The organism is Bradyrhizobium sp. 2S1 (assembly GCF_011516625.5).
Lineage (GTDB): Bacteria > Pseudomonadota > Alphaproteobacteria > Rhizobiales > Xanthobacteraceae > Bradyrhizobium > Bradyrhizobium septentrionale.
In genome coordinates, this window is record NZ_CP147717.1 from 9375559 (window position 1) to 9387643 (window position 12085).

The 12085-nt window shown below is 60.4% G+C and carries 12 protein-coding genes and 2 pseudogenes; 6 read left to right on the forward strand and 8 right to left on the reverse strand.

What is annotated here, in order from left to right; genetic code table 11:
- Nucleotides 1-56: 56 nt before the first annotated feature.
- The 3 genes from tnpB to HAP54_RS44790 form a co-directional block, all read right to left on the reverse strand.
- Nucleotides 57-359, reverse strand: coding sequence for an IS66 family insertion sequence element accessory protein TnpB (gene tnpB / locus HAP54_RS44780; protein WP_166297800.1), 303 nt, complete (start codon nucleotides 357-359; stop codon nucleotides 57-59).
- The gene (gene tnpA, locus HAP54_RS44785) at nucleotides 356-757 is read right to left on the reverse strand and encodes an IS66-like element accessory protein TnpA (RefSeq protein ID WP_166202958.1); all 402 of its coding nucleotides are present in this window, start codon (nucleotides 755-757) and stop codon (nucleotides 356-358) included. The genes tnpB and tnpA overlap by 4 nt, the downstream gene beginning before the upstream one ends.
- Nucleotides 758-958: 201 nt before the next feature.
- A complete protein-coding gene (locus tag HAP54_RS44790) occupies nucleotides 959-1246 on the reverse strand; it encodes a hypothetical protein (protein WP_166297801.1) in 288 nt (95 codons plus the stop codon).
- 149 nt (nucleotides 1247-1395) lie between these two features.
- On the opposite strand from HAP54_RS44790, the pseudogene HAP54_RS44795 reads away from it, so the two are divergent.
- Nucleotides 1396-1656 (forward strand): annotated as a pseudogene (locus HAP54_RS44795) (transposase); the annotation flags it as partial.
- Between the two features lie 2 nt (nucleotides 1657-1658).
- On the opposite strand, the gene HAP54_RS44800 reads toward HAP54_RS44795, so the two are convergent.
- Entirely contained in the window at nucleotides 1659-3041 is a 1383-nt protein-coding gene (locus HAP54_RS44800; RefSeq protein WP_166298319.1) for an IS110 family transposase, read from the reverse strand.
- A gap of 228 nt (nucleotides 3042-3269) precedes the next feature.
- Between HAP54_RS44800 and HAP54_RS44805 the strand changes: the two are divergent.
- The 3 genes and pseudogenes from HAP54_RS44805 to HAP54_RS44815 all read left to right on the forward strand — a co-directional run.
- A pseudogene (locus HAP54_RS44805) lies at nucleotides 3270-4145 on the forward strand (IS3 family transposase); the annotation flags it as partial.
- A 275-nt stretch (nucleotides 4146-4420) separates the two neighbouring features.
- Nucleotides 4421-5857 carry an IS1182 family transposase gene (locus HAP54_RS44810; protein ID WP_166294431.1) on the forward strand — a complete coding sequence of 479 codons (1437 nt, stop codon included), beginning with the start codon at nucleotides 4421-4423 and terminating at the stop codon, nucleotides 5855-5857.
- A 33-nt stretch (nucleotides 5858-5890) separates the two neighbouring features.
- Nucleotides 5891-6229: a hypothetical protein gene (locus HAP54_RS44815; protein ID WP_166297802.1), complete on the forward strand. Its 339-nt coding sequence runs from the start codon at nucleotides 5891-5893 to the stop codon at nucleotides 6227-6229.
- Nucleotides 6230-6583: 354 nt separating this feature from the next.
- On the opposite strand, the gene HAP54_RS44820 is transcribed toward HAP54_RS44815, so the two are convergent.
- The gene (locus tag HAP54_RS44820; protein ID WP_166297803.1) at nucleotides 6584-6970 is read right to left on the reverse strand and encodes a hypothetical protein; all 387 of its coding nucleotides are present in this window, start codon (nucleotides 6968-6970) and stop codon (nucleotides 6584-6586) included.
- A 315-nt stretch (nucleotides 6971-7285) separates the two neighbouring features.
- Nucleotides 7286-8232, reverse strand: a protein-coding gene (locus HAP54_RS44825; protein ID WP_166293531.1) for an IS630 family transposase whose coding sequence is annotated in 2 segments (ribosomal slippage) — nucleotides 7286-7893 and nucleotides 7893-8232 — 948 coding nt in all. Because the reading frame shifts where the segments join, the coding sequence is not laid out codon by codon here.
- Between the two features lie 143 nt (nucleotides 8233-8375).
- Between HAP54_RS44825 and HAP54_RS44830 the strand changes: the two genes are divergently transcribed.
- Entirely contained in the window at nucleotides 8376-8552 is a 177-nt protein-coding gene (locus HAP54_RS44830) for a hypothetical protein (RefSeq protein ID WP_166297804.1), read from the forward strand.
- A 164-nt stretch (nucleotides 8553-8716) separates the two neighbouring features.
- On the opposite strand, the gene HAP54_RS44835 is transcribed toward HAP54_RS44830, so the two are convergent.
- Nucleotides 8717-9160, reverse strand: a complete 444-nt coding sequence (locus HAP54_RS44835; protein ID WP_166297805.1) for a hypothetical protein — start codon at nucleotides 9158-9160, stop codon at nucleotides 8717-8719.
- Between the two features lie 305 nt (nucleotides 9161-9465).
- Here HAP54_RS44835 and HAP54_RS44840 point away from each other — a divergent pair, with 305 nt between their 5' ends.
- A complete protein-coding gene (locus tag HAP54_RS44840; RefSeq protein WP_166204320.1) occupies nucleotides 9466-10809 on the forward strand; it encodes an IS1380-like element ISBdi2 family transposase in 1344 nt (447 codons plus the stop codon).
- A gap of 167 nt (nucleotides 10810-10976) precedes the next feature.
- Here HAP54_RS44840 and HAP54_RS44845 read toward each other — a convergent pair whose 3' ends face one another.
- Complete coding sequence (locus HAP54_RS44845) at nucleotides 10977-12032, reverse strand: YeeE/YedE family protein (protein ID WP_166297806.1); 1056 nt, start codon at nucleotides 12030-12032, stop codon at nucleotides 10977-10979.
- Nucleotides 12033-12085: the final 53 nt, after the last annotated feature.

The following is a 12085-nucleotide window of genomic DNA, read 5'->3' on the forward strand; positions in this document are numbered from 1 at the left end:
GATAATGATCAACCAGCTCGCATCGGCTGATCCACAACTCGCATCGGCACACGCTTCTAGTCCGAGCCATCGAGCAGCACCGAGAGCTGAGCATGAGATAGCGACATGACGCCTTCCTTGATCGGCGGCCAGGTGAACTGCCCCTCGATTCTTTTGTAGTAAAGGACAAGGCCGCTTCCATCCCAAGTCAGGATCTTCACGCGATCTCGGCGCTTGGAGCGGAAGACATAAAGTCCGCCGTCGAACGGATCGGCTCCAAAGGCCTCGCTCACCAGCATCGCCAGCGAGTCCATGCCGCGGCGGAAATCGACCGGCTGCGTCGCAATCCAGATCGACAACCCAGCTCGAAGCCCGATCATCGACCAACCGTCCCGACCGCCGCCAGCACCTCGCACAGTGCCTCCCGGTCGACTGTCCCCCTGACACGGATGCGAATCGCGCCGACCTCGATCTCGATCGCCGCCTGCTCCTCACTCGGGCGCCCACAGCCGGTGATCGCGACCGGCACAAAGCCAGGTGGCATGCCTCTGTCCCCGCGCTCCGCGACCTGCGCCCGCGTAGCCTGGCGACGCCAGAGAAACAACAGGCTTGGACTGATGTCGTGTCGCCGCGCCACTGCGGACACGCTTGCACCCGGCGCAAAACTCTCCGCAACAATCGCCGCCTTCGCATCGGTCGACCAGCGCCGACGTCGGCCCGTCCCGGTGATGATCTCGACACGCTGCAGCGTGTCGGCGCCGTGTTCGAGGATAGGCATATGCCTATCCTTATCGCTATCCTTACGACTATCCTTTGACATTGTGACCTCGCGACAAACCATTCCGCGAGATCTTCCTAGCCGACCAGATCAACCCTCAGCGCGTGGTCTCCGCATGACGCTCACCGAATGTCCGCTTTCAATGGGCCAGAGGCAGTCATTGAGTGGACTTAGTGTAAGGGTTGCGCGACATGACGCGCTTCAAAAGGGCGAATGATCTAACTGAATAGATCGTCCAATCACCAACGCGGCAAAAGCCGTGAACAACAACAGTCCATAGATCACGAACCTCTTGATCTGACCGGAGGCAGCAAAGACCCTGCGGTGATCAGCCATAACCGCCATTCCCATCCACGGTCTTCTGATAAGGTTTGGAAGCGGCAACCCGGCCGCCTTTAAGAACTTCGCCTGAACTATCGTCGCACCACACATCGCGCAAGCAGCTATCGTATAGAAGAAGATAACGGCTGCATCGATAAGGTAAGTCATATGGCTGTCAGCCCTGCGCGAGTATTGATGCTTAGCGATAGGTTGTAGCAAGCCGCTCTGTCAGAGCCGGCCCCGGAATTCTGCACAGGGCGATAAGTGGAGTTTCTGCCTGACAGCGGGCACGCTGTGCCTGCGAATCAGGAGCGACAATGAGCAGAAGAACACGCCGGAACCACACACCGGCCTTCAAGGCGAAGGTGGCGCTCGCCGCCGTGAAGGGCGATCGAACGCTGGCTCAGCTTGCCGAGCAGTTCGACGTCCACCCCAATCAGATCACGGCGTGGAAGGCTCAGCTTGAAAGCAAGGCCGCCGATGCGTTCGGTCCCGGCGGCGGCTCCGGAGCGGAGCAAGCAGCCATCGACGTGAAGTCGCTGCACGCCAAGATCGGCGAACTGACGCTGGAGAACGATTCCTAAGAAACGGCAGCATCTACTTTCGGCTCCAAGGGATGGAGAACAAAGCCGAATGCCTTGGCACGCCGATGCAAATTGTTGACCACTCGCGTCCGGTAACGCGTCTCGTAGGACGAGGCCCCGGGATCGACATAGTCCATTCCGTATCGCACAGCATTGTAGAACAGAACTGCGATCTTCCGGGCCGTGGCGGTCACGGCCTTGGCCTTGCCGATGCGCGCTGAGAGCCGTCTATAAAAGGCGCCGAGCGCAGTGTCTGTACGACCCACGGTCACGGCAGCAAGGCGCAGAAGTGCCGCCGCTCGGCCGCCGGATCGGCGCGTTCGGGACGAGAGCATTTTGCCGCCGGAGACCTTGTTGCTCGGCGCCAGTCCCAGCCAGGAGGTAAAATGCTTTGCACTTGGCCACGAGGAGAGGTCGTCGCCGCATTCAGCGATCAGCTTCAGCGAGAGGTAAGGACCGAGGCCGTCGATCGCGGTGAGGTCCTTTCCGAGCAACGCGAACAGCGCCTCGCGGACATCGAAAGCTGGAGCGTTCGCCTGATCGGTTCGATTCCGACGCCGCGAGACCCGCGGCGCTGATCCGTGGCCATGCCCCCGATGGAAGCTCAGTTCCTTCAACACGGCTTCAATTCGGGCGTCGCAGGCAGATGCCTTCTCGTGGTAGGCGTCGTAAAGCGCAAGTGCCTGCTCGAGCGCAAACAGATGCTCGGCGCGGTAGCTTCCGGTGAGCGCCTTCGCGATCGTCTCGGCGCTGGAGCGGCAACTATAATGGCGCAAGCACGCCAGCGCCTCAGGATCGCGCTCGCCGGCAAGGATCGCCCGTATGATACGCAGGCCGGTCACGCCGGTGATGTCGGTGACGACGTGGTGCAGCTGAAGATTCATCTCCGTCAAGGCCTTCTGCATATGCTGGATGTGTGAGGCCGCGTACTCCAGCAGACGCTCGCGCTGACGCACGTAGGCTCGCAGCTCGGCAATCTGCCCTTTGGGCCGAAAGCTGGCCCGCAGCAACCCGAATGAATGGAGCCGCTGCAGCCATTGCGCATCGCTGACATCGGTCTTGCGCCCCGGCACGTGCTTGGCATCGCGCGCGTTGACAAGAAACACGTTAAATCCCCGGGCATCGAGAAGCTCGAAGATCGGAATCCAGTAGACGCTGGTCGATTCCATGACGACAGTCTCGACGCCGCATTCAGTAAACCAGTCGACTAGCCGATGCAGATCAGCCGTGAAGGTACCGAAGCTGCGGACTGGCTCCGGTGCGCGATCTGCCCTCACGGCAGCCATGTGCATAGTCGCTCCGACGTCGATGGCAGCCGCGTCCGGGTGCACCATCTGCATCTTACCTCCGTTCCTCGACTTCGATCTTTTGGGGTTCATCTCTAATCCTCCTGCTGACGGCGGCGGAAGGGCTGGGCTGCGCTATACGTCAGATTCCTAAACGGGATCGCCGGATGGCGTCACCACTCTCAAGTGCGCGACAACCCATGGACCAGGTTTTTTAACGGGGTCACGTGCCACCAAAATCGTATCGGCCGCTCCCTCCCGGTCGGCAATCTAGCGCCGGTCCGTTTCTATCCCACAGGGGGAGCGCATCGCCGCGCATAGTTTTTTAGAAGGAGCGCTCACCAAGGCGGGATTGCTGAGCGCAAAGCGATGATCGACCGTGAGCACGAGCTGTCGATCACCAGGCAGGCGGAGGCTTTGAACATCAGCCGCGGCAGCGTGTACTACCTGCCGCGGCCGGTGCCGGACGCCGACCTTGCGATCATGCAGCGCCTCGACCGGCTGCATCTGGAGTTCCCTTTTGCCGGCTCTCGCATGTTGCGAGGGCTGCTGGCTGCCGATGGGTGCAAGATCGGCCGTCGGCATGTGAAGACGTTGATGCGGCGGATGGGGATAGAAGCGCTCTATCGCCGTCCACGCACGACAAAGCCCGAGCCGGGCCACAAGATCTACCCGTACCTGCTGCGCGGGATGGAGATCACGCGGCCGAACCAGGTGTGGGCGATGGACATCACCTACATCCCGATGGCGCGAGGCTTCGTCTATCTGGCGGTTGTGCTCGACTGGTTCAGCCGCCGCGTGCTGTCGTGGCGCGTATCGATCACCATGGAGGCGGCGTTCTGTGTCGCGACGCTTCAGGATGCCCTGGCTCGTCACGGCAAGCCGGACGTCTTCAATACGGATCAGGGCTCGCAGTTCACCGGACAGGCTTTTAACGGCGTGCTCGCCGACAACGGCATTGCGATCAGCATGGACGGCAAGGGAGCCTGGCGGGACAACGTGTTTGTCGAACGGCTATGGCGCAGCGTCAAATACGAGGAGGTGTATCTGCGGGCCTATGACAGCGTCAGCGAGGCCCTCGCGTCGATCGGCCGATACCTCGACTTCTACAACGGTCGGCGCCCGCATTCGAGCCTTGACGGCGTCACCCCCGATCAAGCCTACTTCAACCCGCTGCCACTCCGCTTGGCAGCCTAACCATGGCAGAGGCTCCACTTATCGACGCGGAAAATCTGTTCAGACAACCGGAGCCAGCTCAGTCAACCCCGATAGATCGGCGTGCTGAACGATGATGAAGCGATTGCGACTTCTGCAACGGGTCACACTCGGAAGTCGGAACGCACAACCGTGAAGTCCGCTTCACCCCCGACACCGGACTTTCGATAGCCAGTGCGGCACTTCCGAAAAGGGCCCAGGCCGTGTGAAAACTCCGTCTCTGCTATTATTCTCCAATGAATCGGTGGGGACGGGCGATGGCGGGATTCGTGGAGGGGGTTGATCGCGGGCAGAGCACGTTGTTTCCCGCACTGCTCGACGACTACGTGGCCGAGGACAATCCGGTGCGTGCGGTTGATGTGTTCGTCGAGGGGCTCGATCTGGATAAGCTCGGCTTCGTTGGCGTCCAGCCACTCGACATGGGGCGACCCGGCTACCATCCCGGCATGATGCTCAAGCTCTACATCTACGGCTACCTCAATCGCGTGCCGTCGAGCCGACGCCTGGAGCGGGAATGCCAGCGCAATATCGAGATGATCTGGCTGACCGGGCAGTTGGCGCCGGACTTCAAGACTATCGCGGATTTCCGCAAGGACAATGGCAAGGCCATTCGTGAGGTCTGCCGCGAGTTCGTCGCGCTGTGCCGCAAGCTTGATCTGCTTGTTGGAGCGAGCGTCGCCATCGATGGATCGAAGTTCAAGGCTGTCAATGCGCGAGACAAGAACTTCACCGAGGCGAAGATGAAGCGGCGCCTCGAGCGGATCGACGAGAGCATCGCCCGCTATCTCTCGCAGCTCGAGACCGCCGATCGGCATGGCGATACAGTGCCAGAGGCGAAAGTTGCGAGGTTGAAGGGCAAGATCGAGAAGCTCAAGGAGGAGACCGGTCGGCTCAATGCGATCAATGCGGAGATGATGAAGAAAGAGGACAAGCAGATCTCGCTGACCGATCCTGACGCGCGCTCGATGGCGACCAGTGGCAAGGACACCGGGATTGTTGGCTATAACGTGCAGATTGCAGTTGATACGCAACATCATCTCATCGTGGCTCACGAGGTGACCAACGTGGGCACCGATCGCCACCAACTCGCCAAAATGGCCGGGCAGGCACGCGACGAGATGGCTGTCGAAACCCTCGAAGTCGTGGCAGACCGCGGCTATTACGATGGAGAGGAGATCAGGGCCTGCGAGGAAGCCGACATAACGGTGACGTTGCCGAAGCCGATGACTTCGGGCGCCAAAGCTGCTGGCCGCTTCGGCAAACAGGACTTCGTCTATGTCGCCGCCGAAGATGTTTATCGCTGTCCCGCCGGCGAGCAACTAACTTATCACTATACGAACGTAGAGGATGGAAAGACACTGCGTCGCTATTGGACAAGCACCTGCAAAACCTGCGCGCTAAAAGCTCAGTGCACGACAGGCCCCGAGCGCCGCATCTCACGCTGGGAGCACGAGGCCGTTCTGGAGAAAGTTCAGGATCGGCTCGACCACAGCGCCAATGCAATGGGTGTCCGCCGCCGGACAGTGGAGCATCCGTTCGGCACGTTGAAGTGTTGGATGGGAGCAACGCACTTTCTCACGAAAAAGCTGCCAAAGGTGGCCGCCGAGATGGCGCTCAACGTGCTCGCCTACAACATGAAACGCGTGATGATGATCCTGGGCGTAGGCGGATTGCTGGAGGCGATGCGGGCGTGAGGCCGACCTCCGCGCGACCAAGTCCGCGCCTACATGAAATTCCTGGTTGCCACTGGGCTCGCTTCCACCGAATTAGAAGCTCGGCGGCCGCGAAATGCACCAGTGCGCCGCAAGTTACACGATTTTCACACGGCCTGGGCCAGAAGCGGAAATCAGCCATGCATGTTAGCGCCCGATGGTCCTGACCTTTACGTAGCCATTGACATCGTCTCGTATCCAATCGCCAACAAATCTGACATCGCCCTCACTGTTGTTCTTAAATTGACCCGCGATGTAGAAATGCCGCTTTCCTGGAAACTGTGGGTATTTCGAAGACGAACGATCCCCACACATCCAGCCGCCCGTATCGACAACAAATACCTGCCCTTCTGAAACACCTTGTATTGCTTTAGCGACCCGTACTCTGAAAAGTGACGTATAGTCCCACCTATCATTTTTCGGCCAAGGTGGGGGCAGTAGTTCGATCACCTCGATAACTGCGACCACAGGCTCTGTGAGTGCGGCGGCAGGCAGTCGATTTAGAAGTGTGTGGGTGTAGTCCCTACAGGCGTTAGCTGGCCCGACCCGAGCCAACGTTAACAACAAGCAGAAGAGAAGGTGTCGTTTCATGATGGTTCTATCGTGTTGGGCGCATGTCAGCCGCGCGGACCGATAGAATTAGACAGTGCCTGCATGTCTGCCTTGGGTCAAACTCGGAAGTCGGACCGCGCAACCGTGAGGTCCCCTTCACCCGACACCGGACTTTCGACAGCCAGTGCGGCACGTCCGAAAAGGGCCAAAAGGCGACATTGAAGTTCGTTCAACGTCTGGCGTCTCATCAGCCGGGTGCACGTCTCTCGGTTTCAGGGCGATGATGCGATCTGTCCTCTTGGTCGGAGACCTTATGTCCTCGAGTATTGCGCTACGAGCTTCTTCGAGGAGCTTGCTGCCCGCATCAGTCCATTGGGCTTCCCGCGAGCTGAGCACCTTCATCAAGCCAAAATCCGCCAAAGCCTGTACCGCATGTTCTGCGGCAGACATTGCCTGCGGGTCAACGGAGCCCTTATAGCTGTCGAGGTATTGATCGACCATATTGGCTAGAGCAGCCAACAACGTCTTTTCGCTTTCCGTCATACTGTCTCGCCTTTTCGTCGAGGACTAATCACTGAAGGTGATCGTAGCTACCGCGACGAGAAGATCAAATGTCGGCTTCGGGCCACACTCGGAAGTCGGCGGCCATTCGACCGAAGTCCGCTAGTCCCCGGTGAGCAGTCATCCGCAGGCCGCGCGATGAGGTCCGAAGGGGCCGTAGGCGACCTTAACCATGACTGAATCCGATGCGCAAAAAGCAACCGACGGTCCGTCAATTTTGACAATCTATGCGTGCCATTACCGAATGGAGCGGCCCGGACATTTGTTCGGCTTGCACGGAACTAGAGCATTTTCCGATCACGTTGCGTCGTAACCAGCCGCGACGAGATAATTTTGGCATTCCTCGGGTGAGAAGCGCTTGAGAGCGTTGGCGATTGCTTGCCAGAGATCGGGCATGGTGCGCGCTGCGGCGGCCCGCAACAGGGCTTTCAGTTTAGAGAAGGCCATTTCGATCGGGTTGAAGTCTGGACTGTAGGGCGGAAGATAGAGCAGGCTTGCTCCGACCGCCCGGATGGCCTCTCGAACGCCATGGACCTTGTGAGCGGGCAAGTTGTCCATGATAACGGTATCGCCCGGCCGCAGCGATGGGGCGAGCAATTGCTCGACGTAGGCCAGGAAAGCGTCGCCATCCATTGGACCGTCCAGAACAAGCGGCGCGATCAGACCGTCGGAGCGCAATCCAGCGGTGAATGTCGTCGTCTTCCAATGTCCGTGTGGGATAGCTGCACGACATCGCTCGCCGCGTGGCGAGCGGCCGTAAAGCCGCGCCATTTTGGTGTTGGCGCTGGTTTCGTCGATGAAGACGAGACGCTCAGGGTCAAGATCGATTTGCCCTTCGAACCACTCCTCACGCGCGGCATTTATATCGCCGCGCCGTTGCTCGGCGGCGTGCGCTGTCTTTTTTTAAGTGTGATCTTTCTGCGCTGGAAAAAACGCCAGAGCGACGCGATGCCAGTCGATATTCCACGACGTTTCAACAGTTCTCGCAACTCGGCGAGCGTGATATCCGGCTTCGCTGTCACTGCCTCCAGAATCAATTGCGAATGCGCTTCGATGCGCTGCGATTTGCGGTCACCGCCCTGGCGTTTAGGAACGATGTCGCCAACTTCCTTGAGGCGACCGCGCCAGCGGATCGCACTGGCCGCGCTGACACCAAAGCGCTCAGCAGCCTGTCGACAGGACATGCCACCGTCAATCGCGGCTATCACCCTTTGACGAAGATCAACCGAAAGCGCCCTGGCCATACATGCTGGCCTCCCTCGCCAGCATGCAGCTTGAATCTGACTCGCGCCGTTTTGGGAATCCCCACCCGATTCATTCCGGTCGGAAAATGCTCTAGCCGTCGTCCGGGCTACGTCGAACGGCATTCAATTAGCGGAGGCGCGCCATGCCGGGGCCACCTATGGGCGCGGGGGCTTTCTTAGTTCTCTTCTACGGGTTCGTGATCTTCGGTGGCATCATCATTTTTTATGTTTTCATGAGCGTAGCTGTTGAGCGCGCACCGGGCACTCTGACGGCCCTCCTCATCATAGGCTTGATCATCACCTATATCGCCTTTCGATGATCGAGCCCCACGCCATGCAGACTACCGCTTTGAGTCACACTCGGAAGTCGGAACGCACAACCGTGAAGTCCGCTTCACCCCCGACACCGGACTTTCGATAGCCAGTGCGGCAGGTCCGAATAGGGCCACTTGAAGACATCGGGGCAGGCTTTGGGTCACCGTCTCTAAAAGCAAGGCAGGATCATCGCCCAGAGAGGTATTGAGCAAAACAGGCTCCACATCCCGATGGCCATCACGAACACCGAGTTCATAGGAAAAGTATAGGCGGCAGGTTTGTTTTGGTAATCCGACCCCTTCGACGCTAGAAAGCGCCTATAACTGTCCGCGCCGCTATCGTTGATCATTCGGGTGAAGCCCTTCCATCGCATAACAATGAAGCAAAGCAAGATTGTGGGAAGGCCCATAAAGAAGCCCACAATCACCCACAACGACGTAGCCTCACCGTTCTTGTCGTAAATGGTCCAAGCTGGACATTGGCTACCAGGATGGACGAGGGCGAGAATGCAAATAGCGATCCCCAACCACGCAAAGCTGATGATTGCTCCCCTCTTGGCAATCTTGCGGCAAAAGTCTGGATTGAAATCAAGAAGAGGCTGACTGTCGCTCATAAAATGCATTCTATCGATGGCTCACCGGCAGAGTCAAAGCGGCCTGTTTCGATTGCAGAAGCAAGTCGAATTGGTGGGGAGCAAAATGACCGCTTCGGGTCATAAGCCGCCGATAACTACCGAACTGGGCAACTTCCGCTTTATGACTGGAAGCCGACGATTATGAAGTACACGCCCTAGCTAGCCCGTCTTATTCGTCAGAGTGCGCCTGAGAGGCTGGCGAGCGTGGTGTAAAGCGCTGATGCGGCGTAGGATTCGGTTGCAAAGCCAACCCCATCACCTCAACCGCGAACGCCAGGCCCGCCATGACCGATGATACGATTCTGCCCTTCTCGTTTCCAGCCGTTCACGCCAAGAAAGTCACAGCTGCCTTCGATGGCGGTCGGCTGACCTCGAACGGGGGCGTGATGCTTCTGGCGATGGCCGAGCGGCGTCTCGGCTTGGCCGACAATTTGGCCCGGGTGTTCCCGGATCGGCGCGATCCGACGCGGGTCGTGCACAGCCTTGTCGATATGTTCCGCGCGCGCATGTTCGCGATCTGCTGCGGCTACGAGGACGCCGACGACCTCGATCATCTGCGGTCCGATCCCGCATTCAAGCTGGCCTGCGGACGGCTGCCGGACACGGGTCGCGATCTGTGTTCCCAACCGACGCTGTCGCGGCTGGAGAATGCTCCGCGCCTGCGCGACGTGATCCGACTGACCTACACTTTGGTCGACGCATGGATGGATAGCTACCCGCGCGAGCCGGCATCCGTCACGCTCGACATCGATGATACCTGCGATGTCGTCCACGGCCATCAGCAGCTCTCGCTGTTCAACGCTCATTATGACGAACGCTGCTTCCTGCCGATCCACGTCTACGACACGGAGAAGAGCCGGCCCGTGGCGGTCGTGTTGCGGCCCGGCAAGACGCCGGGCGGCGTCGAGGTGCGTGCCCATCTGCGCCGCCTGATACGGCATATCCGGACGCGGTGGCACAACACGCGAATTACGTTCCGTGGCGACGGGCACTATGCCCGGCCGGAGGCAATGGCGTGGTGCGAGACCAACGGCATCGACTACATCTTCGGTCTGTCCGGCACCAAGCCGCTCGCCAGAAAACTCGACGAGGCCGCCGACGACATCCGCACGCGACGCGCCATCGAGAACCTGCCGGTTCTGCGTGGCTATACCGAGACGCGCCACAAGGCCAAGTCCTGGGATCGCGAACGGCGTACCGTCGCCCGTATTGAGGCGACGATGCTCGGCCTCGACATCCGTTTCGTCGTCACCAGCCTCGATGTCGGCTCGGCCGAGTGGATCTACGACAGCCTGTATTGCGCGCGCGGCCAAGCCGAGAATCTGATCAAGCTGCATAAGACACAGCTCGCCTCCGATCGCACCAGCTGCCGTTCGGCGCTCGCCAATCAAGTCCGCCTCGTTCTCCACACCGCCGCTTATTGGCTGATGCTGACCGTGCGCGACGCGATTCCCAAAGCCCGGGAATTGGCCACAGCCGAGTTCGCGACGCTGCGTCTTCGTCTCTTGAAACTCGCTGCCCGTGTCGTCGAGACCACGAGCCGCATTCGCCTTGCGTTTGCCGCGGCCTGTCCCGAAGCCGACCTGATCCGCGGCTTGCCAGGCGCGCTGCTGCCGCTCGGTCCTTGACCGGCGGGGCGTCCGCCCCCCGTTCGCCCAACCTACACCTCAAGCGCGTTGCAAAGTACCGGTCGTCAGGCGGTGAAAAGCCGAAGGCAATCCCGCGCGCCTCGTCAGAGCAGATGTGCGGCCACATCAATCGGACTAAAAAAACGCACTCTCACGAATAGGACGGGCTAGGCAGCTGCTAGCGGCCTGACCCGCAGCGCACCGCGCAGGCCGGCGCCGGTGCCGAGCATGATCCCGGCGATCGCGATAAAGGACGACAGCGACAGCGTCGACAGCCCGGTCAGCCCCTGCCCGACCGAGCAGCCGAAGGCCATGACGCCGCCCGCCCCCATCAGCGCGGCGCCGCCGGCCGAGCGCAGCATGTGCTGCGGCGATCGATAGCCTTCGAGCTCGAAGCGTCCGGTGGCAAGCGCCGTAATCAGGCTGCCGGCAAACACGCCGTACACCGTGACGATGCCGAAATTGAGCGTCGAGCCGGTCGACAGCATCACGTATTGCAGTGCGTCGGCGATCGGCGCGATGAAGGTCAGCGACGTCACCGGCACCGGATTGAAATCGTCGGCGCCGAGATAGCCGGTCGCGTACCAGCCTGCCGCCACCAGCAGGCCGACGATCAGGCCGGCCGCGATCTGGCCGGGCGATTTCCGGAACGGCGCATGGGCGAAGGCGAAGATGATCAGCACGGCGGCGAGCACCGAGGCCGCGATCATCCGCGCCGGCACCGCGCCGAGGCCGGCGCTTGTCAGCAGTGACGGCACCGAATTGGCGGCGACCGTGGCCTGCGAGGCCTGAACCATCGCGATCCGCGCCGGCGCAATCAGGCCCTTGAGCGTCATCTCGGCGAAAATGCCGAGCACGATCACGACCATCAGGGAACGCAGATTGCCGCGCCCGAGCAGCACCAGCGCGCGTGAGCCGCAGCCGTTCGACAGCACCATGCCGTAACCGAACAGCAACCCGCCGAGGAACATCACCGGCGCCGAAAATGACGGTTGCAGATAGATCGACTTGCCGAGATCGACGAGGCCCGCCGCCGCGAGCAGCTGCGAGGCCGCGATCGCAACGCCCATCGCCAACGCGTAGGTACGCCCCAAGCGGCCGTCGCCCTCCGCCCACAAGCCGCGCAGGCCGCTCATCATGCAGAAGCCGCTGATAAGCCCGACCGAGCCGTAGATCAGGCCGATGACGAGGGCGGCGAGGACGACGATCGTGGCGGGGTCCATGCAAGGGTCCTCAAGAGTTCGTCATTGCGAGCGAAGCGATCCATATCACCACA

Bases quoted from the DNA above. Each gene is read 5' to 3' on its own strand.
- HAP54_RS44845 (WP_166297806.1), bottom strand. From the start codon at position 12,032: ATGGACCCCGCCACGATCGTCGTCCTCGCCGCCCTCGTCATCGGCCTG.
- tnpB (WP_166297800.1), bottom strand. From the start codon at position 359: ATGATCGGGCTTCGAGCTGGGTTGTCGATCTGGATTGCGACGCAGCCG.
- HAP54_RS44835 (WP_166297805.1), bottom strand. From the start codon at position 9,160: ATGAGCGACAGTCAGCCTCTTCTTGATTTCAATCCAGACTTTTGCCGC.
- HAP54_RS44815 (WP_166297802.1), top strand. From the start codon at position 5,891: ATGAAATTCCTGGTTGCCACTGGGCTCGCTTCCACCGAATTAGAAGCT.
- HAP54_RS44790 (WP_166297801.1), bottom strand. From the start codon at position 1,246: ATGACTTACCTTATCGATGCAGCCGTTATCTTCTTCTATACGATAGCT.
- HAP54_RS44800 (WP_166298319.1), bottom strand. From the start codon at position 3,041: ATGAACCCCAAAAGATCGAAGTCGAGGAACGGAGGTAAGATGCAGATG.
- HAP54_RS44820 (WP_166297803.1), bottom strand. From the start codon at position 6,970: ATGACGGAAAGCGAAAAGACGTTGTTGGCTGCTCTAGCCAATATGGTC.
- HAP54_RS44840 (WP_166204320.1), top strand. From the start codon at position 9,466: ATGACCGATGATACGATTCTGCCCTTCTCGTTTCCAGCCGTTCACGCC.
- HAP54_RS44830 (WP_166297804.1), top strand. From the start codon at position 8,376: ATGCCGGGGCCACCTATGGGCGCGGGGGCTTTCTTAGTTCTCTTCTAC.
- HAP54_RS44810 (WP_166294431.1), top strand. From the start codon at position 4,421: ATGGCGGGATTCGTGGAGGGGGTTGATCGCGGGCAGAGCACGTTGTTT.
- tnpA (WP_166202958.1), bottom strand. From the start codon at position 757: ATGCCTATCCTCGAACACGGCGCCGACACGCTGCAGCGTGTCGAGATC.